The organism is Nonomuraea rubra, assembly GCF_014207985.1.
Taxonomy (GTDB): domain Bacteria; phylum Actinomycetota; class Actinomycetes; order Streptosporangiales; family Streptosporangiaceae; genus Nonomuraea; species Nonomuraea rubra.
Genome location: NZ_JACHMI010000001.1, coordinates 4,805,574 through 4,831,262, shown reverse-complemented (window position 1 = coordinate 4,831,262; position 25,689 = coordinate 4,805,574). Strand labels below are relative to the sequence as shown.

Sequence of the window (25,689 nt, the reverse complement as noted above, 5' to 3'; positions counted from 1 at the left end):
GAACGGCCTCAGGGGAAGGGGTGCGGTTCCGTGTTGAGCTCGTCGTCGGTGAGGGGGCGCCGGGTGTAGCCGAGCCGGTGGGGCACCTCCAGCAGCCGGGGCAGCCCGCTGATCCGCCGGTGGCGGTGGCCGAAGGTCATCGGCAGCGTGCCGGGGATCAGCACCTTCACCGCGTGCAGGTCCATGGCGCGCAGCTCGTCCGGCGTCTGGTCGACGACCACGACGTCCAGCCCGGAGCCGGTGTACCGGCGGGCGACCGAGCGCATGAGCTCCCCCAGGTCGCCGGCCGCGAACTCGTCCGTGCGGGCGCCGACCTCGGAGGCGGGACGGCCGGCCGTGCTCGCGGTGAGGAAGTCCAGCCGTTCCGCGGCGCGCGGGTCGGTGTAGAGGAGCGGATGGTCCTCCATGTCCACGACGGCGGAGGAGTCCTCGGCCATGGCCGCCGCCCGGGCCCGCACCTCGGGGCTCGCGAAGGACTGGATGCCGTTGGTGAGCATGTCGCCCAGCTCGGCCACCGCGTTCGTGACCGCCCGGCGCCCGGACAGGTGGGAGCCGGCGGTGCAGAACGCCGCGGGCAGGTCCGCGCCCGGGGCGGCCGTGGCCAGGGCCCACACCGCGGGGATGCCGTGCTCGGCCGTGATGTCGAAGAGGCGGAGGTCGTACCCGGTCTCCGCGCGCAGGGCCGCGAGGTGGAGGGCGTTGCGCTCGTCGAGGGTCGCCTGGTCGATCTCCGGTACGGGCAGCCGGGCGTGCCACGTCAGCAGGAACCCGTCGCGTTCGGCGATCTCCAGCATGCCGTAGAGGACCGCCTCCTCCAGGCTGGAGCCGAGCGCGCACCCGTTCGAGATCTCGTAGACGAAGGGGCGGTTGTCCCGGTCGAGGGCGTGGGCGCCGTAGTAGGCGAGGGTCTCGGGCACCAGGATCGGCTCGCCGCGCAGGAACGACCAGCCCCACACCCAGCGGTAGTCACGATCCGGGTCGAACGGGTCGTACCCGAAGCCGGGCTCGTCGTACGCCTCCGGCGGGTGCAGGCCGAGGGTGCGCGGATCCAGGGCGCGGCCGGCGAGGTCGTGGTACGACCCCACCTCCGGGCTGTGCAGCCGCCCGGGAGCCGCGGAGAACCGTTCCAGCGCCTCGAGCAGCGCGATCGTCCGGCTGACGCGGCGCTGCGGGGCGCGGCCGTAACCGCCGGACCCCCGGCCCCAGCGGTGCGACACCTCCGCCGAGCTGAGGATCGCCCCGCCGGAGCTGCGGTCGTGCAGCAGCCACACCACGCCGGTGCGCTCGCCGACGTAGGTCTCGGTCAGCGCGTCCAGCTCCGCGGCGAGGTCGCGCCCGCGTGCCGCTCCCTCGGCATGGGCCGGCACCGGCCGGGGTGTCCCCAGTACGGCCGGGGGCTCGTCGGTCACGCGCGGGGCGCAGACCTCGCAGAGGGGGTCCGGCAGGACCCTGTGGGGGGTGACCGACAGGTCGTGAAGATCCACGGTGAGGACCGTCGAGCGGGTCCGTGGCCGCCCGCCGCCGGCGAAGGAGCGGACGTCGTCGGCTATCAGGGCCGCCGCCAGGCGGACGGCGTCCGCGGTCAGCAGCGGTGAGGGCGCGGCGAGCTGCTCGGCGTGGCGTTCGCGGACGGCCTCGCCGCGTTCGTACCTCGGGGCGGCCCAGGTCTGCCGGCGGGCGGCGCACAGGGCGCAGCCCGGTTCTCCCGGTGTCTCCCAGGGGCCGATGACGATCGTGTCCGGCTCGGTGCGGGCCGGGAGCACGGGGCCGGTGAGCCTGGCCCGCAGCTCGGCGGTGACGGCCTCGGACCAGCCGTCCATGGCGGCGACGGTCGGCGCGGCGGGGAGGTCTTCCCCGGGGAGCTGGACGGGCCGCACTCCGAGCCGGTCCGCCACGGCATCGGCGATACGCCCTGCCGCCAGCACGGTCGCCGGCCCAGTCGCCAGCGCGGTCGCCGGCACAGTCGCGGCGTGCTCGGACATCCTGCCTTCTTTCTGGGTTCAGGCCTGACAGAGGTCGTGAGGGCCGGCGATCGCCACCCTCAGGCTGAGCGGGGCGATCGCCGCCACGGCGGGGTCGTGGTCGAGGGGGAGGACGACGGCGCGGCGGCCGGTGGCGGCCAGGGCCGCCGCCACCCCGTCCGGGTCGATGACGTGGCCCGGATCGAGCCGCATCGTGGTGGCTCGTGCGGGGTGCGCGGCCGCCGATGGGCGGGGCCGTCCCGCGTGGATGCGTTGCTGGACGCTGAAGAGTGTTTCGAGGAGTCCCCGCGTCCAGGCCGAGGACGCGGTTCCCGCGGCCCTGGCCACCTCTGTCCCGCCACGGTGGAACGACAGGCTGGTGACCCCGAACCGGCCGCCGTGGTCGTGGACCTCGGGCAGTTCGCCGAGCTCGGCGAGCAGGGTGAAGCAGCGCCGTCCCACCGCGTCCAGGCCGGCCGGATCGGCCGTGACGAGGCGGCCCGCGGGGTCGTCGATGAGGTTCGCGTCACGCGTCCAGTGGGTGCAGAGCCCTCTCGCCACGGCCTCGTCCCAGGTGGCGCCGAAGCCCTCGCCGGCGGCGGCCCGCTGCCCGGCCAGCCGGGGGAAGGCGCGTGCCGCGGCCAGGCGTACGGGGGCCCCGGCCGCCAGGTCGTAGGCGATGGCGAACCCGCCCGGGGCGCCGGCGGCCCCCGCCGCGTACAGGGCCGTGTGCAGGGCCGCGTACAGGGCCGCGGGCTCGGCGTCCGCGGCGGCCAGCGCGGCGCCGCCGGAGTCGACCAGGCGCCGCGGGTCCACCGTCAGCGCGGCGTAGCGGGCCAGCGCCCGGCGGGCCGCCTCGATCCGGGTGTCCGCGTAGGCGAAACCCACCGCGCGCACGCTCGCACCCGGCCTGGGTGCGAGCACACTGACCTCGGCCTCGGACACGTGCAGCGGGCTCTGCGCGGCGGAGTCGTCGGGGAGGAACCGGAACGGGCCGAACAGCTCGTCGGCGGCCCTGACCGCCGCGTCGGAGAACTCCTGCGCGTCCTCGGCGGGCCGGGACCGCAGGTGGTCCACCCGGGTCAGCACCGCGTCCGGGGCGGGCGCCGCCGCCGGCAGCTCGTACGGGTGCGGCAGGCAGTGGTGCCTGGAGGTGATCAGGTCCGGCCCGAGCCGCGCCGGCCTGCTGGTGTGCCGCGGGTCCGCGGTGCCGGTAGCCCATCGGAACACCGCGCGTCCCACCTGCGCGGCGGCCACCTCCACGTGCACGCCGGTGATCGCCTCGGGGGCGCGTGGTGCTCTCCTCAGGCGTGCGCGCAGCGACTCCGGCCGTACCGTGACGAGGGCGTCGTCCTTGGCCACCCGCACGGGGACGTACCAGACGTCCGTCCCGTCCCGCAGGACGTGGCCGACGGCGAGCCCGTCGCGGGCGGCCCGGTCCGCGAACCGCGCCCTCTCAGCGGCACGGTCGAGGGCCGAGGTCAGGAGGAGGACGTCCAGGCTCCACAGGTCCTCCTCGCCGAGCCCGTCCGCGTCGCACACCCGGACCTGCGCGGCCCCGGAGGCGCGGAGCGAGGCGGCGATCGCCTCCGGCAGCGGATCAGCCGCCAGGCCGTCGTTCGCGACGGCGACGCTGAGGTCACGGAACCGCGCGAACGCGGCCCGCGCCCCGTCGCGGTGACTCTCGATGAAGGCGACCTCCGCCGCGAAGCCGCCGTCCTGTTCGTCGTCGCCGCAGGAGGGCGCGGGCTCGGCGGCGATCTCGCGGACGACGCCCGCGTCGCGCAACTGCGTCAGGATCGACCTGGCCAGGTCCGCGTGCGCGGGCGGCAGGCCCGCCGTGATCTCGTCGAGGCTCGACCGTCCGTCCAGGTGCGGGGCGAGGGCCTCGACCCATCGGGCGATGGACGCCCCGGTGAGGGTGACCGGCCCGGCCGGGGTGACGAGGTGCACCCCGTTCCTGATCGGGGCCAGGTACGTGTGGTCGACCAGGCGCAGCTTCATGCGTCTCCTTCCGTCGGGTGCTCCGCGGCGACGGTGCCGAGCATGAACTCCCCGACCACGTCCTCGCTGAGGGGATCGGCTCCGGTGATGCGCTGGAAGGCGCGGGGCGCGCTGCTCCCCAGGGCGCAGCCGCCGAGCCCCATGGCGGTGGCGACGAGGTACATGGTCTGGGTCAGGACACCGAGGTTCTTGAGGATCAGCGCGTACGCCAGGCCCTCGTACACCCACATGAGCTGTTCGAAGCGCGCGGTCACCAGCACCAGCACCTGCGGCCGCGCCCCGGCGCCGGACATCGCCCGCGCCGCGTCCAGCAGGATCGCCTCGGCGCCGGGCTGCCTGCCCACCAGCTCCAGGCGGTGGCCGTACCCGTCGTAGTGGTAGGTTCCTGGCTCCAGCCCGGCCACCTGGTGGGCCACCACGTACAGTTCGAGCTCGTGGACGCCGCCACCGCCCGGGTAGGCGCGGCGCGGCCGGTCGCCGTACGGGGTGGGGCGGTCGGCGGTCCTGGCGCAGCGGTGGAGGAACTCGGCGAGTTGCACGATCGTGATCGGCCTGCCCGCGTCGTGGTCGCGTACGGACCTGCGCGCCTCCAGCACCTCGGTCAGGCTCGGGTCCGTGGCCAGGACCCGTTCGCGGTCGGGGTGCGGCAGATCCGTGGCGGGCCCGGCGGCCGGTGGCCGGGGAGCCGGCGCGGCCGCGTGTTCCCGGCCCCAGTACGTGGCGCCGAACCCGCCGGCCACCCCGCTCCCGCCGTCGATGCCCCGGCTGCTCCAGTGGAACGCCAGGTCGACCGCGGACCACTGCCGGACGCGGAACTCCTCGTCCTCATCCCCGGTCACGGCGAGACCGGACCAGAGCAGGTCGCGCCGGAGCAGGGTCGCCGCCTGTGCGCCGATGCCCGGGAGCGGCCCGGCGGTGCCGGGATCGGCGAGCGCGGCCAGCGCGCCCGGGGCGTGGACCGTGATGGAGGCCCAGGCGCGGGGTGACGTGGCACGCAGCCCGCCGCCGGGCACCGCCGCGATGGTGGTGAAACGTGACAGCCGCGCGGTGGGCGGCACGTCCGCGGGCGCGTCCGCGGGTGGACGGCGCCGGGGCTCCAGGGTGTGGACGAGCGTGCCGCCGTCGTGGACGGTGACCGCGAGCCAGCCGTCCTGGCGCAGCCGCGACAGGAGCGCACGGGCTTGCGCGGGGAACTCCTCGGCCCGATGCTCCCCGGCGGCGAGCGCCCGGACGACGGCGAGGTCACCACCGTCGATCGGGGTCGTGTCGGGGTAACCCACCAAGTGGACCCCGTTGCGCTCGCGTCCGATCGCGACCCCCGCGCGGAGCCTCAGGGTCTCGCCCGCGGTCACCCGGCACCTCCGCCCGCCGCGGCGAAGTCGCCCAGGACGTCGGTGGCCTGCCTGCCGGTACGCCGTTCCACCGCCGCGGCGACCAGGTAGCAGAGGAAGTAACGCTGGAGTGGGGTCAGCCCCAGCCGGGTGAACTGCAGGTACATCAGGTTCAGCACGAGCCGGAAGAGCGCGAACCAGGTGGACGGGAGCACCTCGCCGAGCCACCGCTCGTTCTCGGCCAGGGCCCGGTGGAACGGGCTCAGGTCCCGGTAGGCGTCGCGCACCAGGGCCAGGTCGTCCGCGCCTTCTCCCAGCGGGAGCAGCCCGCGCCCGCGCAGGTCGAGCCCGTGTGCCCGGCTCGCCAGCAGGGCGGCGACCAGGCTCTCGGTCGCGTCGTCCACGGCCCCCGAGCCGGGGTCGAGCAGGGCGTCCAGACGGGCCCCGAGCACGCCGGCCCTGTCCTGGAAGTGCGCCTCCCACGCGCGCTGCCGCGCGGCGCCGCCGGCGTGCCGGGCGAGGTAGGCGTCGGCGTGCGACCGGTAGCTGAGGTAGCCCGCCTCGATCCCGTCCGAGTGGAACTCGTCGGCCACGACGACCATGGCGTCGAACACCGCCGCGAGCACGCCCTGCCCCTGGACCGCCCGGCCGAGTACGGCGAAGGCGTGATCGTTCGCGGCGCACATGAAGTCCGCGTACAGCGCGGCGGCCTCGGGTGTGCCGTGGACCGCCACCCGGGTGTCGTACGCCTCCACGTGCCAGGAGTTGTCGTCGTACCAGGGAGTCAGCGGGCCGGGCTCCGACTCGGCCTCGGCCAGCCGGCGGTGGAGCGGCAGAACCCCGTCCGGGTCGGCCGCTGTGGCGGGCAGCCCGGCCAGGTACGGGCCGATCCGCGCCCCGACCGCCGGGAGCACGTCCGTCCTGAAGGCGGTGCCGGTGGCTTCGACGTGCAGCCGCACGTGCGGGCCCTGGCGCCAGTGCCGAGCGAACCAGCAGCGGTGACCGCGGGCCGCCAGCTCGGTCATGAGCGGGCGGACGGCCTCCATCAGCAGGCGGTCGGTCGCGTCGCCGTAGTGGTGGATGTGCACGCTGTGCCAGCCGGCCGTGGTCATGCGGCCGCCTCGTCCCTGGCGAGCTCGGCGAAGGTCCGGTCGGCCAGGTCTCGAAGCCAGGATTCCTCGGTCAGGCTCACGCCGAGGCGGTTGCAGGTCAGGTGGGCGCACCTGCCGAGGACGTCCCGCACGGCGCCGGGCTCCCCGATCCGGCCGGCCAGGGTGGTGGCGGAGGCCGCGAGGGCGCCGGCGAAGCCGGACGGCTCCTCCGGCGGGTTCTCGGCCAGCGCGCGCGTCCGTTCCGCGATGGCGAGCAGGGTGCTCCGGCGGCGTTCGTACCGGGCCTCGGCCTCTCCGCCGGGCGGCCACGACGGCGTTCCCGGCTCCGGCCGGCCGGTGGCGATCCACCGGTTCAGGGCGAGCGTGGCGAACGCGGCCGTGGTGCGCCGGTCGCGGGAGGGCTGCGTCGCCAGTAGCCGCCGTACCGCTCCGCTGCAGCGGACGAAGTGGTCCTCGGTGGCGTGCAGGGAGGCGCCCGTCCCGTACGTGCCGGTCTCCGGCCGGTACGGGATGAACGCGAAGGAGTTGTTGGGCCGGAGATCGCGTTCGTACGACGGCAGCTCCTCCAGCGCCGCCATCGCGGGCGCGTACCGGTCGTAGTCCGCCTGCGTTGCCCGGGTGGGCGCGGGGAGGCGGCACAGGAAGTCCCCGGTGGCGACGGACAGGATCCGCCGTACGTCGTCCGCGCGCCCCGGGGCGGGCAGGGCACGGATCCGCAGGTGCGGGCCGCCTTCCCAGTACCGCAGGAAGAACAGGCCCGCACCGGCGGCGGCGGCGTCGAGCCGGTCCTGCACCGTGGCCAGCAGGTCCGTGATGACGAGATCGAGGTCGCCGTCGTAGAAGACGTGGACGCTGATCCACGGCCGCGTGCCGGTCACTCGCGCACCACCCGCTCCCTGATCCGTCCCTGCCACCGTGGCCTGGATGATCGGGGAACGTAGCGAGCGCCGGTATAACGCCGGAACACGTCCCGTATACGCGCCTGGTGAGCCCCTTACCAGCCGGCCGAGTCCTCCGCCACGGCGATCACCGGCAGCTCGGCCACCCGCAGGCGGGCGGAGCCGTACGGGACCAGCCGCATCGGCAGCACCGGCTGGCCGGTCGGGGCGGGGCCGGACGGGGGCACGTCCGCGGAGCCGTCCACGAGCTTCCACTCGCGCAGGATGGCGCCCGCCGCGTGGATCACGACGGGGGCGGCGTCCGCGGTGAAGGGCACCTCGGAGACCGGGCGGCGCTCGATCCGCCAGGACTGCCGGTCGGCGAGCAGCACGCCGCAGTTCCACATGGTCCGCGGGTTGATCTCCCATTCGGCGGGGCCGCGGTGGCCGGGGACGGTACGCCAGATCTCGCCGATGCCGTGCACCATGACCAGGGGGCCCAGGCGGAAGCCGACGGCGCCGCGGTCGCGCGGGACCGTACGCAGCCGCATCGGCAGCGTCAGCTCGATCCCTCGCCGTCCCGCCAGACCCGGCGCACCGCGACGCAGCCCAGCTCGTCGGGGGAAGCTGGCGCTGGGTGTTCTTCGCCCCCGTGTTCGTGGCCGGCGCCATCCTCCTCGCGGCGCTCAGGCTGGTGCCCGCCGAGGCCCGGCCTGCCTCGGCGCAGGGCGGCTACGACCTGGCCGGCGCGGGCAGCGCCGCCGCCGCGATGCTGCTGCTCGCCTACGGCATCGTCCGGCTCGAACACGGCGGCGACGATCTCGGGCCGACCCTCGGCGCGCTCGCCGCCGGGCTGGCGCTGGTGGCCGTCTTCATCGTGATCGAACGGCGCGCGAGGACGCCGCTCGTCCGGCTGGGGATCTTCCGCGAGTCCGCGATGGTCCGGGCCCACGTCGGCGCGATGCTCTTCCTGGGCGCGTTCTTCGGCTTCCAGTTCATCGTCACGCTGTACCTCCAGGAGCTGCGCGGCTGGTCCTCGCTGCAGACCGCGATCGCCCTGATCGCCATGGGCTGCGACGCCGTGCTGGCCCCCGTCCTCACGCCCCGGCTGGTGAACCGGTACGGCCACGCCCGGGTGATCTTCGGCGGCTTCCTGCTGGCGGTCGTGGCCTACGCGCTGTTCCTGCCGGTCGGGATGGACTGGCCGTACGCGGCGATGTTCCCGACGCTGATCATCTCGGGTACCGCCTTCGCCCTGGCCTACGGCCCGCTCACCATCGCGGCCACCAACAGCGTGGCCGAGGAGGAGCAGGGCCTGGCCGGCGGCCTGCTGTACACGTTCACTCAGTTCGGCTCGGCGGTCGGGATCTCCGCGGTCACCGCGGTGTACGGGTTCGCCGTGGCGGGCGGCGACGGCTCGCCGGGGGCGGTGCTGGACGCCTACCGGTCCGCGCTGGTGGTCCCCGTGGTCATGGTGCTGCTGGGGACGGGGTCTCCGCGTTCAGCCTGCTGACGGGCGACCGGCGGGCCCGGCCTGGCCGCGTCGGCCGGGCGGGAAAACCCGGATGACCTTCCCGGGGCGGCCTTGTTAGGGTGCCTGGATGTCTTCTCAGGGCGCCTTACTGCCGCGGTCGACACCGGCCGCCTCGGGGATGTCGTCCCGCGCCATCTCCGCGCTGCTGGACCGGCTCGAAGCGGAGTCCGTCGAGTGTCACTCCCTCATGGTCGTACACCGTGGTCACGTCGTCGCCGAAGGCTGGTGGGCGCCGTACTCGGCCGGGCGCCCGCACCTGCTGTACTCGCTGACCAAGTCGTTCACCTCGATCGCCGTAGGGCTCGCGATCGCCGACGGGCTGCTGTCGCTGGACGATCGGGTGGTGGACGTGCTGCCCGATCACGTCCCGGCCGGCGTCCCGGAGCAGGGGCGCCGCCTCACCGTTCACCACCTGCTGTCCATGACGGCCGGGCACCGCGACGACAGCCTCGCCGAGGCCTGGCGGCTGGAGCCGGGCGACCTGGTGAAAGGTTTCCTGCGCGTACCGTTCCCCGAGGCCGAGGGGACCCGGCACGCCTACGACAACGCGACCACGTTCGTCCTGGCCCGGATGGTGGAACGGGTCACCGGCCGCGGCCTGCCGGAACTGCTCGACGACCGCCTGTTCCTGCCGATGGGCATCGATCACGCCGAATGGGACCGGGTGGCGAGCGGCGCCGCGTTCGGATTCCACGGGCTGCACCTCACGACCGAGGCCGTCGCCGCCTTCGGCGAGCTGCTGCTGCGCGGCGGCCGCTGGGGCGAGCGGCAGCTCGTCCCGCGCTCCTGGGTGGAGCTGGCGACCAGCCGGCACATCGAAACCCTGCAGCTCGAGGACGGGTCGGCGGACGCCGACTTCCTCTGCGGTTACGGTTACCAGTTCTGGAGGTCGCGTCACGGGTACCACGGTCATGGCGCCTTCGGCCAGACCTGCGTGGTCGTGCCTTCGCACGACCTCGTGGTCGCGGCGACGGGCGCCATGGAGCAGTCCTGGCTCGGCGCGTTGTGGGACTGCCTGCTCCCCGGCCTGGACGACGTGGCGAGCCCCCGGGACGACGAACTGCTCGCCGAGCGGCTGCGCGGGCTGTCGCTCGCGCCGGTGCCGGGTTCTGCCGCGCCGGAGCGTTCCGTCAAGGCCAGGCTGGACGTCTCCGCCGAGGGCTCGCCGCTGCCCGGCGGAACCACGGTGATCGTCGATCCCGTGGACGGTGGGTGGCTCCTGCAGCTGGGGCCGTCGCTCGACATCGAGGCCGGTCATGGCGAATGGCGGGAGAGCGCACCGCTCGGCCGCCCCGTCGTCGCGACCGGCGCCTGGCAGGGCGACACGTTCGTCGCCGACCTGTACGTCATCACCACCCCGCACCGGGTCCGGCTGGTGGTCGACGCCGGCGCCGGTACGGCGGTGGCGACCTGGCACACCGTGCCGCTGACCGGGCCCAGCCTGGCGTTGCACCTGCGGTCGCCACTGATGACCCGGCCCGACGTGGCGTAGCCGGGCCGACGCTGGGGGCGCCTGCCGGAGGCGAGCCTGGCCCTGGCTAGCCTGCCATGAGCCGGGCCAGGCGGTCCCAGGCCGGGGAGGAGGCGCCGGGCTGGGACTGCTCGGCCAGCCTGGCGACGGCCTCGTTGCTGACGGGCCGGGTCTCGGAGCGGCTCTCGTGCCGGACGTACCAGCTCCGGGTGCGGTCCGCGAGGGCCGGGAGGCGAGGGTCGTCCGGCGGCCAGTCGTAGGCGGCGTCGTGGTCGAGGTAGAGCGCGCGGAACTCGGGGTCGTTCAGCAGCTCGCGCTTCTCGGCGATCCACACGGAGGCGTCCTGGGGTGAGGCGGTCTGCATCAGGATCCAGCCGTCGCGTTCCAGGTTCCGCTGACGTTCGCTCACGCCGAGCCGGCGCAGGTCGTCGAGGAAGTCGGCCACTTCGGGGGAGACGAAGAGCCGGTCGCCGCCGCGCAGCTCGGCGAGTTGCTCGCGGGTTCGCCGCAGCCGCGCGATGCGGTCCTCGAGGTCGTGGTCGATCTCGGCGATGGCCGCCGTGAGCGTGTCCGGGTCGGCGTCGAGCAGGTCCTTGATGCGGGTCAGGGGCACGCCCGCGTGGGCCAGGGTCCTGATCTTGACCAGGTCGATCGCGTGCTGGGCGGTGTAGCGCCGGTAACCGGAGGAGTCGCGGCCGGGCTCGGCGAGCAGCCCGCGCTCGTGGTAGTGGCGGATGGCCTTGGTGGTCACCCCGGCGTAGTCCGCGAGCCGGCCAATCGTGAACATGCCGGACATCCTCCCACTCGAACGGGTCAGCCCCGCCGCATCAGGCCCGCCGGGTCATGCGGCCGCCGCCGTTGCGGAAGCGCGCCTGGCCGTCGCGCACGTCGTGGTAGGAGACGAGCAGCAGGCGCAGGTATCCGTCGAACGCCTCCAGCGGGTACCCGGCGGGCGCGAACAGGCCGGGCCGGATCGGCACGTAGCGCTGCGGCGGGGCGGCGGTCGTGCCGCCGGCGAACTCCGTGAAGATCCGCTCCTGCGAGGCGTCCGCCGGCTCGTACGCGGCCCGCTCCTCCAGCTGGCCGTCCACGACGCTGACGTCGATGCGGAGCTGGCCGGAGCGGTAGGTGCCCGCGTACGGGGCGAGGTCGACGTCCTGCTCCGTCTCCGTGATCAGCGTGGGGATCGGGACGCCGAGGTGCTCGCTGAGCAGCCACTGGAGCAGCTGGTCCTGCAGCAGGATCGCCCCGGGGGTGTTGCCGAAGCAGGCGAGGACCAGGTCGTGCTCGGGGATGACGCACAGGATCGACACCCCGCCGGGCGACGCGCCGGACATGGCCAGGACGGTCGTGTCGCCGAACGGGTACCGCACCCAGCCCAGGCCCATCGGCGGGGTGTTCGGCGAGCGCAGGTCGTACGAGACCTGCTGCATCAGCGCGGCCGACCCGGCCGACAGGACGCGCGTGCCGGAGGGGGACACGCCGCCCGCGAGATGGGTACGCCCGAACGCGAGCAGGTCGGCGACGGTGCCGATCGGCGTGCCGCCGGCCGGGCCCCACGTGTCGGGCAGCGTGAACATGCCGGTGGGCCTGGCCTCCATGGTCTCCGGGTCCGGGAAGTGGCCGATCGCCGTGCTGCGCAGGATGGCCTGCTCGGCCGAGGTGCTGGAGTCCTTCATGCCGACGGGGGTGTAGATGTCGCGGGCGAGCAGCTCGGAGAAGGGCAGGCCGGTCACCACCTCCAGCAGGCGGCCGGCAACGATCATGCCGCCGTTGGAGTAGCTGAGCTGCTCGCCGGGCTCGAACAGGGTGCCGCACCCGCTCGCCAGGCCGGCGACGTACGTCTTGAGCGCGTCGCGGCCCTTGGCGTCGGGGAAGTACAGGTCCGCGTCGATGCCGTTGGTGTGGGAGATCAGGTGCCGGACGAGGATCTTGTCCGCCGCGCCCGGCACGTTCAGCGCGAATTCCGGCAGGTACGTCACCACCGGCGTGTCCAGGTCCAGCACCCCCCGGTCGACCTGCTGCAGGACCAGCGTGGTGGTCAGGACCTTGGTGACGGAGCCGAGCAGGAAGCCGGTGTCTTCGAGCATCGGCGCGCCGGTGGTGACGTTCGCGGTGCCGTGGGCGACGACGAACTGCTCGCCGGCGTGGTGGACGCCGGCGACGAACCCGGGGACGTGGTTGGCGGCGCAGTAGGCGGCGGCCTGCTCGCGGATCCGGGCTTCGGCGGTGTGCAGCTTGTTGGTGTTCATGCGGACGATCGTCGAACCTTGCCCCTAGGGCAAGGTCAAGCCCGCGCCGGAAAATCGGTCTCGCCCCTCGCCGGGCTACACCTGCCACCGGCAGATCACCTTGGGAACCAGCTCGGCTCCGATGCGCCGGTAGAACCGCTGGGCCGCCACGTTGGCCGCGGCGACCTCCCAGCGGATCACCCTGCCGTCCGCGGCCTCGGCGGCCGCGCGCATCAACTGCTCCCCCACCCGCCGGCCGCGTTCCCCATCGGCGACGAAGAGGTCGTCCAGCGCGAGGTAGTCCCCGCCCGACCACAGGCTGACCCGGACGAACCAGGACACGTAACCGACCGCCCGCCCGCCGCTCTCCGCGATCAGGTAGGTGATCTCGGGGCGCGCGAGCAGCTCGCGCATGCGCTCGGCGCTCACGCCGACAGCGGACCGCTGGCCCTGATGCCCGGCGAGCTCGCACATCAGGCGGTGGACGGTGGCCGCGTCGGCGGGCGTCGCGCGACGGATCGACAGCATGACGGATCTCCTCTGGTCAGCCGGTGGGCGGAAGGTGACGGAGCCGGCGGAGCGCCAGGATCGCGGCGGCGGCCGCGATGACCGCGGCGACGACGGCCGCCACGTTGAGCCCGCCGGCGAAGGCCTCGCGAGCGGGGGCGAGCACCGCCGCGGCGACGTCGTCCGGCAGCCCCCGTGCCGCCGACACGGCCCCGTCGAGGCTGTCGCGGCCGGCCGCGGCCGCCTCCGGCGGCAGGCCGGCGGGCAGGGAGGTGGCCACCTGGGCCCGGTAGACGACGGCGCCGATGCTGCCGATGACGGCGATGCCGAGCGAGATGCCCAGGTCGCTGCAGGTGGTGGCCAGCCCGGACGCCGCCCCCGCCTTCTCCGGCGGTACCGAGCCGACGACCAGGTTGGTGGTCAGCGCCATGGACGGCGCCACCGCGGGATAGAGCACCATGAAGCCCGCGACCAGCAGCGGCAGCCCGCCGGCCACGTGCACCTGGGTGAGCATGAGGTAACCGATCACCTGTACGGCCAGCCCGGCCGCGATCAGGTTCCCGGGGCGGATCCGCCGTACCAGGACGGGTGAGAGCGTGGAGACCACCACCAGCAGGGCCGCCCCCGGCAGCACCCACAACCCCGCCCGCAGCGGCGAGAGCCCCTCGACGAGCTGCAGGTACTGGGTGAACAGCAGGTAGATGCCGCCGAGTGCGGTCGCGGAGAGCAGGAAGACGCCCAGCGCGCCGCTGACCGCGCGGTTGGCGAACAGCCGCACGTCGAGCAGCGGCTCGGGCAGGCGAAGCTGGCGCACGAGGAACCAGGCGCCGAACGCCAGCCCGACCACGATGCCGGCCAGCGCGGGCAGCAGCGAGTCCGGCCTGGCCAGCTCCTTGACGCCGTAGACGATCGGCAGCAGCGTCGCCAGCGACAGCAGCACGCTGAACAGGTCGAGGCGGCCGGCGACCGGGTTGCGGGGGTTGGGCAGCAGCAGCGGGGCGCCGATCGCCACGACGGCCATGACGGGCACCGCGACCAGGAAGGCCGCGCGCCAGGAGAACGCCTCCAGCAGCGCCCCGCCGATCACCGGGCCCAGGCCGGTGCCGACGGAGATGCCGCCCGACCAGATGCCGACCGCGATGCCCCGCTGCCGCGGGTCGGCGAACGTGGCGAAGATCAGCCCGAGGGTGGCGGGCATCTGGGTGGCCGCGGCGAGGCCGAGCACCGCCCGCCACCCGATCATCAGTGCGGGGTCGGAGGTGTTGGCGGCGATCAGCGAGACGACGGCGAAGACGGCCGCGCCCGCGATCAGCAGCCGGCGATGGCCGATCCTGTCGCCGAGCGTGCCCATGGTGACCAGCAGGCCCGCCATCAGGAACCCGTAGATGTCGATGATCCAGAGGGTCTGGGTGCTGGTGGGCCGCAGCTCCGTGGCCAGCTGGGGGATGGCCAGGAACAGGATGGTGAGCATCATGAACAGCAACATGGCGGGCAGGACCAGCACCACCAGGCCCGCCCACTGCCGGGGGCCGGCGCGCCGGCCGTCGTCGAGGTCCGCGGACGACATGAGAATGTTCCTCCGGTGGGTTCTGATCCGGTGTGCAGACGGCGCCAACGTTAGGAAGGCCGTGGCGGTCGCCGAATCAGTGAACTCGCCGGTCCGGGCAGGGGCGGGTCAGGCCGGGCGTTCGGCGAGGACCAGCCGCATGAGCTCGGCGCGCGAGGTGACGGCGGTCTTCTGGAAGACCTTGCGCAGGTGGTAGTCCACGGTCCGCGGGCTGAGGAAGAGCTGGGCGGCGATCTCCCGGTTGGTCAGCCCCTCGCCGACGGCCAGCGTGATGCGCAGCTCCTGCGGGGTGAGCGGGCTTAGGGCGCCCGTCTCGTGGGGGCGGGCCGATCGCTCGCCGGACGGCCCGTCCCCACGCGGGACGCGCCCGCGCTCCCCGGCCGCGCGCAGCTCGCCCAGCACGCGGTCCTCCCAGGCGAGCGCGCCGATGCGGCGGAACGTCCCGGCCGCGCCGCGCAGGTGTTCCTGGGCCTGCGATCGCCGCCGGTCCCTGCGTAGCTGCTCGCCGAGCAGCAGCCTGGTACGGGCGTGCTCCAGCGTGGAGCCGGCCGTGGCGTGCAGGCGCAGGCTCCGCGCGAAGTGCCCGTCGGCGCTCTCGCCGGTGGACAGCAGCGCCCGGCAGCGGGCCGCGAGGGCGGCCGCCTCGGGTGAGGCCGTGTGCCGCCGCCACCGTTCGTAGCGGGCCGTGGCCGCGGCGGCCCGGTCGTGCTCGCCGGCGCGGACCAGCGCCTCGACGAGGTCGGGGACGACGCCCATGACGAGGTCGGCGGGCTCGCCGGTGTCCCAGGTGCCGGCCGCCTCGAGGTGCCGTACGGCTTCGCGGTACCTGCCGGCGGCCAGCTCGATGAGGCCGAGTGCCCGCCAGGCGCAGGTCATCGCGTCGGCCAGCCGGAGGTCGCTCGCCTCGGCCAGCACGCCGGTGGCCAGCTCGGCGGCTTCCGGGCGGCCCCGGACGGCCGCGCAGAGGGCGAGCAGCCCGCGGTTGCGGCAGGCCGTGCTCGGCTGGCCGACCTCGGTGGCGAACTGGTAGCCCTCCTCGGCGTGGGCCTCGGCGAGCCCGAGCCTGCCGCGGGCGAGCTCGTCGGCGGCCTGGTACTCGAGGTTCCAGGCCAGCGCGCCGAGCGATCCGCTGGCGCGGGCGAACCGCCCGGCTTCGCGGTAGAGGCGCCTGCCCGGCTCGTGCTCGCCGAGCCCGCGTAGCACGGAGCCGGCCATGGTCATCAGGATCGGATCGGCGAGCGCCTCCAGCGCGGCCCCGTCCCACGGCGCGGCACCGCCCTGGGGCCCGGGACCGTCCTGCGGCCCGGCACCGTCCTGGGGCCCGGCACCGTCCTGGGGCGCGGCACCGTCCTGGGGCGCGGTCGCCGGTTTCTGGCCGGTGCGGGCCTGGCCGGCGTGGCGCAGGAGGAGGAGTACCGCGTCCTGGGGGTCGTGCGGGTCCAGCGGGATCCCGTCGAGCCGGGCGGCGAGGTCGGGCCAGACCTCGGGCGTCCCGGCGCGGGTGCCGAGGTCGCCGTACATCGCGACGGTCGGGGCGAAACGGCGCCGGTCGAGGCGGAGCACCTGCGGGATCCACGGCCGGAGGAGGGCCAGCGCGTCCTCGGGAGAGCCGGCGAACTCGGCCACGACGGCCCGCATCACGGCGAGGGGGATGCGGTCGGCCTCGTCCAGGCGGGGTTCGCGCTCGGCCCTGTCGAGCAGTTCGGTGGCCTTCGCGGTGAACCCGCCGTGCAGGGCGGCGTGCGCGGCGGTCCACAGCCGCCGTCCCCTGCGCCGGGCGTCCGCGGTGAGCTCGGCCGCTCTGGCCAGCGCGGCCATGGCCGCGGCCGGGCCGCCGCGCGAGGCGGCCTGCTCGGCGGAACGTTCGAGTTGCCCGGCGACCTGCTCGTCGGGGCCGACCGCGGCCTGCCCGAGGTGCCAGGCACGGCGGTGCTGGTCGGCCGGGCCGTCGAAGGCCGCGGCGAGGGCACGATGGATCGCGGCGCGCCGGTCGGCGGCAGCGCTGTGATAGATCGCGGACCGGATCAGCGGGTGCCGGAACACCAGCCGCGTCCCGTCGTACGACAGAAGGTCGTCCAGCTCGGCGCGGTGGAGGGGGCCGGTGTCGACCCGCAGCGACGCGGCGGCCCGCTCGAACCCGTCGAGGCCGCCCGAGCCGCCGGCGGCGATCAGCTGCAGCAGCGGCAGGGACCCGGCGTGCCGTGCCCGCACCCTGGCCAGGAAGGAGCGCCGCAGTTCGTCGGTCATGGCCGGCGGCTCGGGCGTGCCCTCCGGGGGTATCGGCTGTCCGGCGAGCTCGACGAGGGCCAGCGGGTTCCCGCCGGTGACCGCCAGCAGGCGGCTCTCCTCGCCGCCGGTCAGCCGCCGCTCGCCGTGACGCTCGGCGAGCAGCGCTCGGGCGGACTCCTGGTCGAGGCCCATGAGCGGGACGCGGCGCAGGTCGGGCAGGCCCGCGCCGTGCCCCTCGTCGGCCCGGGCGGCGAGCACGAGCGCGACGGGCTCGTCGGTGAGGCGGCGGGCGACGAACGCCAGGGTCTTCAGCGTCGGCTGGTCGGCCCAGTGCGCGTCGTCGACGACGCACAACACCGGCTGATCGCCGGCCAGCAGGGACAGCGCCGACAGGGTCGACAGGGCGACCAGGAACGGATCGGGCGGCGCTCCATGCGCCCGGCCGAACAGCACGTCCAGCGCCTGCGCCTGCGGCCCGGGCAGCCCGCCGGCCCGGCCCAGCACGGGGAACAGGAGCTGGTGCAGCGTCGCGTAGGCCAGGTCGCTCTCCGGTTCGGCGCTGACGGCGCGCAGCACCAGGAAGCCGGCGGCCCGTTCCTCGGCGTGGGACAGCAGCGCGGTCTTGCCGATCCCCGGCTCGCCCTGCAGGATCACCCCGCCGCCGCGGCCCTCGGCGGCGTGCCGTAACAACGACTCCAGCAGTGCGATCTCGCCGTCCCTGCCGAGCACACGCCGGGCACGGGAAGCGCCCGCACCTGCGCCGGCACCTGCGCCGGCACGGGCGGGGTCGCGGTCTCCCCGGACCGGCGACTTCACTGATGCGGCCGCGGCGGCGGCTCCCCTAGCGTCGGGCATCGGACTGCCGCGTGGACAGGGACGAGACCATCGTGACGCGAGGAGCGTTGAGCGGGCGTACCGCCATCGTCGTCGGGACCGGTGGCGAGGAAGGCGCCGCCGTGTCGTTCGCGCTGAGCCGGGCCGGCGCCGGCGTGGTCCTCGCCGCCCGCCCCGGCCCCAAACTGACGGCGCTGGCCGCGGGCCTCGTCTCGGCGGGAGGCCAGGCCGTCGCCGCCGCCGTGGACGTCACCGACCCGGCCTCGGTCCGGCGGCTCGTCGAGCAGACGCTCGGCGCGTTCGGCCGGCTGGACCTGGCCGTCAACGAGGTTCGCGGGCGGGCGCTGGCGGTGGCGATGACGTACCAGCTCGCCGCGATGCGGCTGACCGGCGGCGGCCACATCGTCAACCTGGCCGCCGCCGAACCGGCCCGCACGCACGCCGGCTCCGGTGTGCGGATCGACACCGTCTCCGCGGCACTGTACGGCGGCCCGGAAGAGCTCGCCGCCGCCGTCGTGTCACTGTGCACCGGCCCAGCCGGATCGGCTCGCTGAGCGCGCCGGACGAGATCTGACATCTGCCCTCCTCCCGGAACCCCAATATACGGTACCCCCCTACCGTAAACAGCATTCGAGGGCTTAGTTAAGAGTCCTGCCATCTCCCGGCCGGGAAGCGGGATCACGAGTTGATTTCGAGCCTTGACCGTACCGGTCCGCGCACCTACCGTCCCTATCAAGTTAGGAAGCTTTACTAACGCTGGCGTCACCCCAGCTCATAGGAGATCCTCGTGCGCTTCGCCCCCCTAGCGGCGGCCGGGTTGCTGGCCCTGTCGCTGACCGCCTGCACAGCGGGCAAGGAGGCGCCGCCGTCGCTCGGCGCCCAGCCCAGACCCACCGCGAGCGGCACCGGACCGGCCGCCGCCGCGCTGCCCGCCGCCACGCTGGAGCTGTGGCACGGCTTCTCCACGGACGTCGAGACGAAGGCGTTCGAGGAGGCCGTCGCGGGCTTCACGAAGAAGTTCCCGCAGATCAAGGTCACCCTGAAGAAGGGCATCCAGGACGACCAGATCACCCAGGCGATCCGGGGCGGCAAGGCGCCCGACGTGGCGGCCTCGTTCACCACCGACAACGTCGCCCAGTGGTGCAAGAGCGGCGCCTTCCAGGATCTGACCCCGGTCATCCGGCAGGACGGCATCGACCTGGGCGTGCTGCCGGCCGCGTCCCGCGCGTACACCGAGTTCGAGGGCAAGCGGTGCACGATGCCGCTGCTCGCGGACGCGTACGGGCTGTACTACAACAAGGCGCTGATGAAGGGCGAGCAACCGCCGAAGACGCTGTCGGAGCTGACCGAGCTGACCAAGAAGCTCACCGTCCGCGACGCCGACGGGACGATCAAGGTCGCCGGGTTCATCCCGAGCTTCCAGTACTACGAGAACTCCCCCAGCCACCTCGGGCCCGTGGTCGGCGCGAAGTGGTACAACGACGACGGCACCTCGGCCATCGGCTCCGACCCCGCGTGGAAGCAGCTCCTGCGCTGGCAGAAGGACCTGGTCGACTGGTACGGCTACGACAACCTGGAGAAGTTCCGCAAGAGCCTGGGCGAGGAGTGGGGCGCCGAGCACCCGTTCTTCGAGGGCAAGGTCGCCATGATCCTCGACGGCGAGTGGCGCAACGCCATGATCGCGAACGACCCCGACGCCAAGGACCTGGACTACGGCACCGCCCCGCTGCCCGTCGCCGACGACAAGCCCGACCTGTACGGCAGCGGCTTCACCGCCGGCACCGTGATCGGCGTGCCGAAGGGCGCCGCGCACCCGCAGCACGCCTGGGAGCTGGTCAAGCACCTGACCACCGACACCGAGTCGCTGGTGACGCTGTCGAACGCGCTGCGCAACGTGCCCACCACCAAGGCCGCCATGGAGCACCCGCGCCTGGCCAGGGACGACAACTTCGCCACCTTCCTCGACATCTTCGCCCATCCCAAGACCTCGACGCTGCCCGCCAGCGTCAACAGCGTCTTCAACCAGGACGCCTTCTCCACCTTCCTCACCCAGTGGGAGAAGGGCGCGGTCAAGGACCTCGACGCCGGGCTGGCCGAGGTGGACAAGCGGATCAACGACAAGCTGAAGCTCTCCGGGGGCTGATGATGGTCTCCACCCACGCCGCGCCGCCCCGGCGGTGGCGCGGCGAGGGCGTACGCGCCCTCCTGTGGCTGTCGCCGTGGATCATCGGCGTCGCGGTCTTCTTCGTCTACCCGCTGCTGTCCACGGTGTACTTCTCCTTCCACCGCTACGACCTGTTCACGCTGGAGTTCATCGGCCTGGACAACTACCGCTACGCCTTCTCGGACGTCCGCGTGCTGCAGTCGGCGCTGAACACCCTCTGGCTGGTGGTGTTCATGGTCCCGGCCCAGGTCCTGTTCGCGCTGGGCGTGGCGCAGCTGCTGGCCAAGGTGAAGAGCGGCGGCGGCCTCCTGCGGACGATCTTCTACCTGCCGTCGCTGGTGCCGACGGTGGCGGGCACGGTCGCCTTCGTGTACCTGCTCAACCCGGCGACCGGCCCCGTCAACCAGGTGCTGGCGTGGTTCGGCATCACCGGCCCCGACTGGTTCGGCAGCGCCGCCTGGGCCAAGCCCAGCCTGACGCTGCTCGCCCTGTGGGGCGCGGGCAATCTCATCATGATCTTCCTGGCGGCGCTGCTGGACGTGCCCAGGCACCTGTACGAGGCCGCCGAGATCGACGGGGCGGGCGCCTGGCGGCAGTTCCGCAGCATCACGCTGCCGATGATCTCCCCCGTGCTGATGTTCTCGGCGGTCACCGGAGTGATCTACGCCGTGCAGTACTTCACGCAGGCGATGATCGCCTCCCGGGTGGCCTCCGGCGCGACCGACTCGGCCGGCAGCACGTTCACTCCCGGCTATCCGGACGGCTCGCTGCTCACCCTGCCCCAGCACCTGTTCCACACCGGGTTCAGGGACTGGTCGATGGGGCTGGCCTGCGTGCACGCGCTGCTGCTGTTCGCGGTCGCGATGGCGTTCACGCTGATCCTGCTCCGCCAGTTCAGCAAGGCGGAGGTGGCGTCGTGAGGCGCAGGCGGGGCCTGATGTGGGTCGCCCGGCACGCGCTGGCCATCGCGCTCGCGCTGATGTTCCTGGCACCGGTCGCGTTCGTGGCGCTGACCGCGCTCATGACCGACGAGCAGGCGCTCACCAGCCGGTTGTGGCCCGAGCGGTGGAACTGGGCCAACTTCGCCGACGTCTTCGCCCGCTCGGAGCTGCTCACCTGGACGGTCAACACGTTCGTCTACGCCTCGCTGGCGACGCTGTTCATGCTGGTGTCCTCCATCCCGGCGGCCTACGCGCTGGCGCGGTTCCGCTTCCGGGGGCGCAAGACGGCGTTCCTCGTCGTGATCGCCACGATGATGCTGCCGCCCCAGGTCGTGGCGGTGCCGATCTACCTGGTGTGGGCGCGGCTGGACCTGACGGACTCGCTGTGGCCGCTGATCCTGCCGATGCTCTTCGGCGACGCCTTTTCGATCTTCCTGCTGCGGCAGTTCCTCATCACGATCCCGCGCGACTACACCGACGCGGCCAAGGTGGACGGCTGCTCGGACGTGCAGATCCTGTTCTCCGTCATCCTGCCGATGGCCCGCCCCGCGATCGCGGCGGTGGCGCTGTTCTCGTTCTTCTACTGCTGGAACGACTACTACGGGCCGCTGCTGTACGCCGGGGTCGACCAGGAGGGCTGGACCCTGTCGCTGGGCCTGGCCACCTTCAAGGCCTTCCACAGCGTGCAGTGGAACCTCACCATGGCCGCCACCCTCCTGGTGACCGCCCCGGTGATCATCGTTTTCCTCTTCGCCCAGCGGGTTTTCATCGAGGGCGTGACATTGACGGGAGTGAAGGGTTGAAACTCGCCGTGGTCGGGGGCGGCTCGACGTACACGCCTGAGCTGGTGGACGGGTTCGCCCGGTTGCGGGAGGAGCTGCCGCTGACCGAGCTGGTCCTGGTGGATCCGGCCGCGGAGCGGCTGGAGCCGGTCGCGGGCATGGCCCGCAGGATGTTGCGCGCGGCCGGGCACCCGGCCACCGTGACGGCGACCGGCGACCTGCGGGAGGGGGTCGCCGGGGCGGCGGTCGTGCTGCTGCAGCTCCGGGTGGGCGGGCAGGCGGCCCGCGAGGTGGACGAGACGCTGCCGCTGCGCTGCGGCTGCGTCGGCCAGGAGACGACCGGCGCGGGCGGCCTGGCCAAGGCACTGCGCACGGTGCCGGTGGTGCTGGACCTCGCCGAGGTGATCGCCGAGCACGCGCCGGAGGCGTGGATCGTCGACTTCACCAACCCGGTCGGCATCGTCACCCGGGCGCTGCTCGACGCCGGGCACCGCGCGATCGGGCTGTGCAACGTGGCGATCGGCTTCCAGCGCCGCTTCGCGGCCATGCTGGGCGTCGAGCCGTCGCGGGTGTCGCTCGGTCACGCCGGCCTCAACCACCTCACCTGGGTGCGGTCGGTCCACCTGGACGGCGTGGACGTGCTGCCCCGCCTGCTCGCCGAGCACGCCCAGGAGATCGCCGGCGACCTGCACCTGCCGGTCGGGCTGATCAACCGGCTCGGCGCCGTGCCGTCGTACTACCTGCGCTACTTCTACGCCCACGACCTGGTGGTGGAGGAGCAGCGGACGGAGCCGTCCCGCGCGGCGCAGGTGGCGGACCTGGAGAAGCGGCTGCTCGCCATGTACGCCGATCCCGGCGTGACGGTCAAGCCGGACCTGCTGGAGCAGCGGGGAGGCGCGTTCTACTCCGAGGCGGCGGTGGCGCTCATCGCCTCGCTGCTCGGCGACCGGGGCGACACCCAGGTGGTCAACGTGCGCAACGGCGGTGTCCTGCCGTTCCTGCCGGCCGAGGCGGTCGTCGAGGTCCCGGCCAGGATCACGGCCTCCGGGGCCGAGCCGCTGCCCGTCGCCCCCGTCGAGCCGCTCTACGCGGGGCTGATCGCGCACGTGTCGGCGTACGAGACGCTGGCCGTCGAGGCCGCGCTGCGCGGCGGGCGCGAACGGGTCGCCGACGCGCTGCTCGCCCACCCGCTCGTCGGGCAGGAGCACCTGGCGGGCGAGCTGACCTCGCTGCTGGTCGAGACCAACCGTGCGCACCTGCCCTGGGCGGGAACGCGGTGAGGACGATCCTGGCGGTGGACGGCGGCAACAGCAAGACCGACCTCGCGCTGGTGGGCGAGGACGGCACCGTGCTCGCCACGGGGCGGGCCGGGCCCTTCGTGCCGCAGAGCGCCGGGGTGGCCGCCGCGGCCGACGTGGTGGAGCATGGGGCCAGGGCGCTGCGCGACGGCATGGCCGCGCCGTACGCCGACGTGCTGGCCGCCTACCTGGCCGGAGCCGACTTCCCCGCCGAGGAGGAGGCGCTGCGCGCGGAGTTCGAAGGGCGCGGGTGCGCGGGCGCGGTGTCGGTGGCCAACGACACCTTCGCGGTGCTGCGCGCGGGCGCGTCCGAGCCGTGGGGCGTCGTCGTGGTGTGCGGGGCGGGCATGAACGCCGCCGGGGTCTCGCCGTCCGGCGAGGTGGCCCGCTTCCCCGCGGTCGGCAGGTGGAGCGGCGACTGGGGCGGCGGCGAGGACCTGGCCACCTGGACGCTCTGGCACGCCGCCCGCATGGAGGACGGGCGCGGCCCGGCCACGGCGCTGGCCGAGCTGGTCGTCACGCGGTTCGGCACGGCGAGCGTCGCGGAGGTCGTGCACGCTCTGCACTTCGGCGAGCTGGACCCGGCCCGGCTGCACGAGCTGGTGCCCGGGCTGTTCGAGGTCGCGGCCGGCGGCGACGCCGTGGCCAGGGAGCTGGTGGCCCGGCAGGCGGAGGAGGTGGCCGTGATGGCCCGGGTGTGCCTGGAGCGGCTCGGCCTGCTGGACACGCCCGCCGAGGTCGTGCTCGGGGGCAGCGTGCTGGCCGCGCGGGACCCGTACCTGCACGGCCTGATCGAGGCCGCGATCGGGGCGAGCGCGCCGCTCGCGCGGGTCGTGGTCAGCGCCCTGCCGCCTGTCGCGGGCGCCGCCCTGGCCGGGCTGGACCTGCTCGGCGCGGACGGGTCCGCGCGAACCAGAGTTCGTGATCACTTCAGGAGGAGCGGATGAGAAGGCTGATCCCCGCGACGCTCGCGCTGGCGCTGCTGGCGGGCGTGACCACCCCCGCCCAGGCCGCCGCGCCCGGGCACATCCGGGTGGACCAGGTCGGTTTCGGGCCGGAGGAGAGTAAGCACGCCTACCTGATGACCAGCGGCCGGGCGGGGCGCTTCACCGTGGTGGACCGCCGCGGCCGGGTGGTGCTCGCGGGGCGGGCGGGGCCCGACCGGGGCTCGTGGAACAGCCGCTACCCGCACGTCTACGACCTCGACCTGACCCGGCTGCGCACTCCCGGCAGCTACCGGATCAAGGCCGCGGGGGCGACGTCGGCCGAGTTCGAGATCGGGCCGTCGCGGAATCCGGCGGCCGGGGTGCTGCGCTTCTTCGGCCTGCAGCGCGACGGCGCCGGCGCGCCCCGCACGCCGAGCCACCTCAACGACCGGGCCGCCTCCGTCTACGACTGGCCGGAGTTCACCGGCCCCGACACCGACCAGATCAAGGGCGAGCTGAAGAGGGTCGGGGGTCCGGTGGACGTCGAGGGCGGGTGGTTCGACGCGGGCGACTACCTCAAGTTCACCCACATCCTGGCGTACGTGGACACGCTCCTGTGGGCCGCCCAGCGGGACGGCAAGGCTTCCGGCCACGCCCTGCGCGACGAAGCAGCCCATGGGCTGAAATATCTGGACAAGATGTGGGATGAGGAGTCGAAGACGCTCTACATCCAGGTCGGCATCGGCGCCGGCAACGCCGAGGGCACGTTCGTCGGGGACCACGACATCTGGCGCCTGCCCGAGGCCGACGACGGCGACGACGCCGAAGGCCACCAGTTCATCCGCAACCGGCCGGTCTTCCGCGCCGCGGCCCCCGGTCAGCCCATCAGCCCGAACCTGGCCGGGCGCACCGCCGCCGCCTTCGCCCTGGCCGCGCAGCTCGAACCGTCCCCCCGTCGCGCCGCCCACCTGCTCGACCAGGCCGCCTCCGTCTACGCGATGGCCAGGACCACCGGCGTGGAGCGGCTGGTCACCTCCCTGCCGCACGCGTTCTACCCCGAGAGCGTCTGGCGCGACGACATGCAGCTCGGCGCCGCCGAGCTGGCCCTGGCCGCGCAGCGCCTGCGCGACCCGCGCGCCGGGCGGTGGCTGGCGGACTCGGCCCGCTGGGCGCGTGGCTATCTCGACGAGGATCAGGGCGACACGCTCAACCTGTACGACGTGAGCGCCCTGGCCCACGCCGACCTCCTCAAGGCCATGCGGGCCGCCGGGGGCGGTGCCACGGGCGCGACCGGCGCGGCCGACGCGGCCGGGACGACCGGGACGAAGGGCGTGACCGGGGCGACCGGTGGGGCAGGCGGGCTGGCCGTGACCGAGGCCGACCTGGTGGCCGGGCTGAAGGCGCAGCTCGACGCCGGTGCGCGCCGCGCCGCCGGGGACCCGTTCCGCGCCGGAGCGCTGTACGACACGTTCGACTCGGTCCCGCACGCTTTCGGCCTGGCCGCCACCGCCCGCCTGTACAGGTCGGCGACCGGCGACCGCGCCTACGACGCCTTCGGCACGCAGCAGCGCAACTGGGCGCTCGGCGCGAACCCGTGGGGCGTGTCCTTCGTCGCCGGAGCGGGCGAGAACTCGATCGCCTGCCCCCACCACCAGATCGCCAACATCACCGGCAAGCCCGCTACGGGCGCGGTCGTCAACGGGCCCAACAGCGCCGGGCTGTTCGAGGGCGGCCTGGGCGGGCACTTCGAGGAGATGCCGCCCTGCCCGGCCGGCGGGGTGGACCGCTACGCCGAGTTCACCGGGCACGGCAGCCGCTTCGTCGACGACGTACGCTCCTGGCAGGCCTCCGAGCCGGCCGACGACTTCGCGGCGATCGCCCTGTACGCTCTCATGCTGACGTGACGTCCCTGACGCGGA

At 74.0% G+C, this 25,689-nt stretch carries 20 protein-coding genes; 9 read left to right on the top strand and 11 right to left on the bottom strand.

What is annotated here, in order from left to right:
* Positions 1-8: 8 nt before the first annotated feature.
* The 6 genes from HD593_RS22020 to HD593_RS21995 all read right to left on the bottom strand — a co-directional run bounded on the left by HD593_RS22020 (position 9) and on the right by HD593_RS21995 (position 7,837).
* Positions 9-1,982 carry a TOMM precursor leader peptide-binding protein gene (locus HD593_RS22020; RefSeq protein WP_185104017.1) on the bottom strand — a complete coding sequence of 658 codons (1,974 nt, stop codon included), beginning with the start codon at positions 1,980-1,982 and terminating at the stop codon, positions 9-11.
* 18 nt (positions 1,983-2,000) lie between these two features.
* Complete coding sequence (locus tag HD593_RS22015) at positions 2,001-3,965, bottom strand: hypothetical protein (RefSeq protein WP_185104016.1); 1,965 nt, start codon at positions 3,963-3,965, stop codon at positions 2,001-2,003.
* Positions 3,962-5,317, bottom strand: a complete 1,356-nt coding sequence (locus tag HD593_RS22010; protein ID WP_185104015.1) for a SagB family peptide dehydrogenase — start codon at positions 5,315-5,317, stop codon at positions 3,962-3,964. The genes HD593_RS22015 and HD593_RS22010 overlap by 4 nt, the downstream gene beginning before the upstream one ends.
* On the bottom strand, positions 5,314-6,408 hold the full coding sequence (locus HD593_RS22005) for a thiopeptide maturation pyridine synthase (protein ID WP_185104014.1): 1,095 nt from the start codon (positions 6,406-6,408) through the stop codon (positions 5,314-5,316). Before HD593_RS22005 ends, HD593_RS22010 begins: the two co-directional genes overlap by 4 nt.
* Positions 6,405-7,286: a lantibiotic dehydratase C-terminal domain-containing protein gene (locus HD593_RS22000; RefSeq protein WP_185104013.1), complete on the bottom strand. Its 882-nt coding sequence runs from the start codon at positions 7,284-7,286 to the stop codon at positions 6,405-6,407. Before HD593_RS22000 ends, HD593_RS22005 begins: the two co-directional genes overlap by 4 nt.
* Positions 7,287-7,402: 116 nt before the next feature.
* On the bottom strand, positions 7,403-7,837 hold the full coding sequence (locus HD593_RS21995; protein ID WP_185104012.1) for a hypothetical protein: 435 nt from the start codon (positions 7,835-7,837) through the stop codon (positions 7,403-7,405).
* Between the two features lie 86 nt (positions 7,838-7,923).
* On the opposite strand from HD593_RS21995, the gene HD593_RS21990 reads away from it, so the two are divergent.
* Entirely contained in the window at positions 7,924-8,799 is an 876-nt protein-coding gene (locus HD593_RS21990) for an MFS transporter (RefSeq protein ID WP_185104011.1), read from the top strand.
* 88 nt (positions 8,800-8,887) lie between these two features.
* Positions 8,888-10,312, top strand: coding sequence for a serine hydrolase domain-containing protein (locus HD593_RS21985; protein ID WP_185104010.1), 1,425 nt, complete (start codon positions 8,888-8,890; stop codon positions 10,310-10,312).
* A gap of 46 nt (positions 10,313-10,358) precedes the next feature.
* Here HD593_RS21985 and HD593_RS21980 read toward each other — a convergent pair whose 3' ends face one another.
* The 5 genes from HD593_RS21980 to HD593_RS21960 all read right to left on the bottom strand — a co-directional run bounded on the left by HD593_RS21980 (position 10,359) and on the right by HD593_RS21960 (position 17,554).
* Positions 10,359-11,078 (bottom strand): MerR family transcriptional regulator, encoded by a 720-nt coding sequence (locus HD593_RS21980; RefSeq protein WP_185104009.1) that lies wholly within the window; start codon positions 11,076-11,078, stop codon positions 10,359-10,361.
* 40 nt (positions 11,079-11,118) lie between these two features.
* Positions 11,119-12,543 carry a serine hydrolase domain-containing protein gene (locus HD593_RS21975; RefSeq protein WP_185104008.1) on the bottom strand — a complete coding sequence of 475 codons (1,425 nt, stop codon included), beginning with the start codon at positions 12,541-12,543 and terminating at the stop codon, positions 11,119-11,121.
* A gap of 75 nt (positions 12,544-12,618) precedes the next feature.
* The gene (locus HD593_RS21970) at positions 12,619-13,050 is read right to left on the bottom strand and encodes a GNAT family N-acetyltransferase (RefSeq protein WP_185104007.1); all 432 of its coding nucleotides are present in this window, start codon (positions 13,048-13,050) and stop codon (positions 12,619-12,621) included.
* Positions 13,051-13,066: 16 nt separating this feature from the next.
* Complete coding sequence (locus HD593_RS21965; protein WP_185104006.1) at positions 13,067-14,596, bottom strand: MFS transporter; 1,530 nt, start codon at positions 14,594-14,596, stop codon at positions 13,067-13,069.
* A 108-nt stretch (positions 14,597-14,704) separates the two neighbouring features.
* The gene (locus HD593_RS21960) at positions 14,705-17,554 is read right to left on the bottom strand and encodes a helix-turn-helix transcriptional regulator (protein ID WP_185104005.1); all 2,850 of its coding nucleotides are present in this window, start codon (positions 17,552-17,554) and stop codon (positions 14,705-14,707) included.
* A gap of 173 nt (positions 17,555-17,727) precedes the next feature.
* On the opposite strand from HD593_RS21960, the gene HD593_RS21955 reads away from it, so the two are divergent.
* From HD593_RS21955 to HD593_RS21925, 7 genes are all read left to right on the top strand, one after another.
* Entirely contained in the window at positions 17,728-18,213 is a 486-nt protein-coding gene (locus HD593_RS21955; RefSeq protein ID WP_185104004.1) for an SDR family NAD(P)-dependent oxidoreductase, read from the top strand.
* A gap of 233 nt (positions 18,214-18,446) precedes the next feature.
* Positions 18,447-19,802 (top strand): ABC transporter substrate-binding protein, encoded by a 1,356-nt coding sequence (locus tag HD593_RS21950; protein ID WP_312903610.1) that lies wholly within the window; start codon positions 18,447-18,449, stop codon positions 19,800-19,802.
* Positions 19,802-20,743 carry a carbohydrate ABC transporter permease gene (locus tag HD593_RS21945; RefSeq protein ID WP_246546674.1) on the top strand — a complete coding sequence of 314 codons (942 nt, stop codon included), beginning with the start codon at positions 19,802-19,804 and terminating at the stop codon, positions 20,741-20,743. Before HD593_RS21950 ends, HD593_RS21945 begins: the two co-directional genes overlap by 1 nt.
* A complete protein-coding gene (locus HD593_RS21940) occupies positions 20,740-21,567 on the top strand; it encodes a carbohydrate ABC transporter permease (RefSeq protein ID WP_312903608.1) in 828 nt (275 codons plus the stop codon). Before HD593_RS21945 ends, HD593_RS21940 begins: the two co-directional genes overlap by 4 nt.
* Positions 21,564-22,826 carry a 6-phospho-beta-glucosidase gene (locus tag HD593_RS21935; RefSeq protein WP_185104003.1) on the top strand — a complete coding sequence of 421 codons (1,263 nt, stop codon included), beginning with the start codon at positions 21,564-21,566 and terminating at the stop codon, positions 22,824-22,826. The genes HD593_RS21940 and HD593_RS21935 overlap by 4 nt, the downstream gene beginning before the upstream one ends.
* Entirely contained in the window at positions 22,823-23,791 is a 969-nt protein-coding gene (locus HD593_RS21930; RefSeq protein WP_185104002.1) for an N-acetylglucosamine kinase, read from the top strand. Before HD593_RS21935 ends, HD593_RS21930 begins: the two co-directional genes overlap by 4 nt.
* Entirely contained in the window at positions 23,788-25,674 is a 1,887-nt protein-coding gene (locus HD593_RS21925; RefSeq protein WP_185104001.1) for a glycoside hydrolase family 9 protein, read from the top strand. Before HD593_RS21930 ends, HD593_RS21925 begins: the two co-directional genes overlap by 4 nt.
* Positions 25,675-25,689 lie beyond the last annotated feature (15 nt).

Coding starts and splice junctions, on each gene's coding strand:
- HD593_RS22005 (WP_185104014.1), bottom strand. CDS start 6,408: ATGACCACGGCCGGCTGGCACAGCGTGCACATCCACCACTACGGCGAC.
- HD593_RS22015 (WP_185104016.1), bottom strand. CDS start 3,965: ATGAAGCTGCGCCTGGTCGACCACACGTACCTGGCCCCGATCAGGAAC.
- HD593_RS22020 (WP_185104017.1), bottom strand. CDS start 1,982: ATGTCCGAGCACGCCGCGACTGTGCCGGCGACCGCGCTGGCGACTGGG.
- HD593_RS21985 (WP_185104010.1), top strand. CDS start 8,888: ATGTCTTCTCAGGGCGCCTTACTGCCGCGGTCGACACCGGCCGCCTCG.
- HD593_RS21970 (WP_185104007.1), bottom strand. CDS start 13,050: ATGCTGTCGATCCGTCGCGCGACGCCCGCCGACGCGGCCACCGTCCAC.
- HD593_RS21980 (WP_185104009.1), bottom strand. CDS start 11,078: ATGTTCACGATTGGCCGGCTCGCGGACTACGCCGGGGTGACCACCAAG.
- HD593_RS21945 (WP_246546674.1), top strand. CDS start 19,802: ATGATGGTCTCCACCCACGCCGCGCCGCCCCGGCGGTGGCGCGGCGAG.
- HD593_RS21925 (WP_185104001.1), top strand. CDS start 23,788: ATGAGAAGGCTGATCCCCGCGACGCTCGCGCTGGCGCTGCTGGCGGGC.
- HD593_RS21995 (WP_185104012.1), bottom strand. CDS start 7,837: ATGCGGCTGCGTACGGTCCCGCGCGACCGCGGCGCCGTCGGCTTCCGC.
- HD593_RS21975 (WP_185104008.1), bottom strand. CDS start 12,543: ATGAACACCAACAAGCTGCACACCGCCGAAGCCCGGATCCGCGAGCAG.
- HD593_RS21965 (WP_185104006.1), bottom strand. CDS start 14,596: ATGTCGTCCGCGGACCTCGACGACGGCCGGCGCGCCGGCCCCCGGCAG.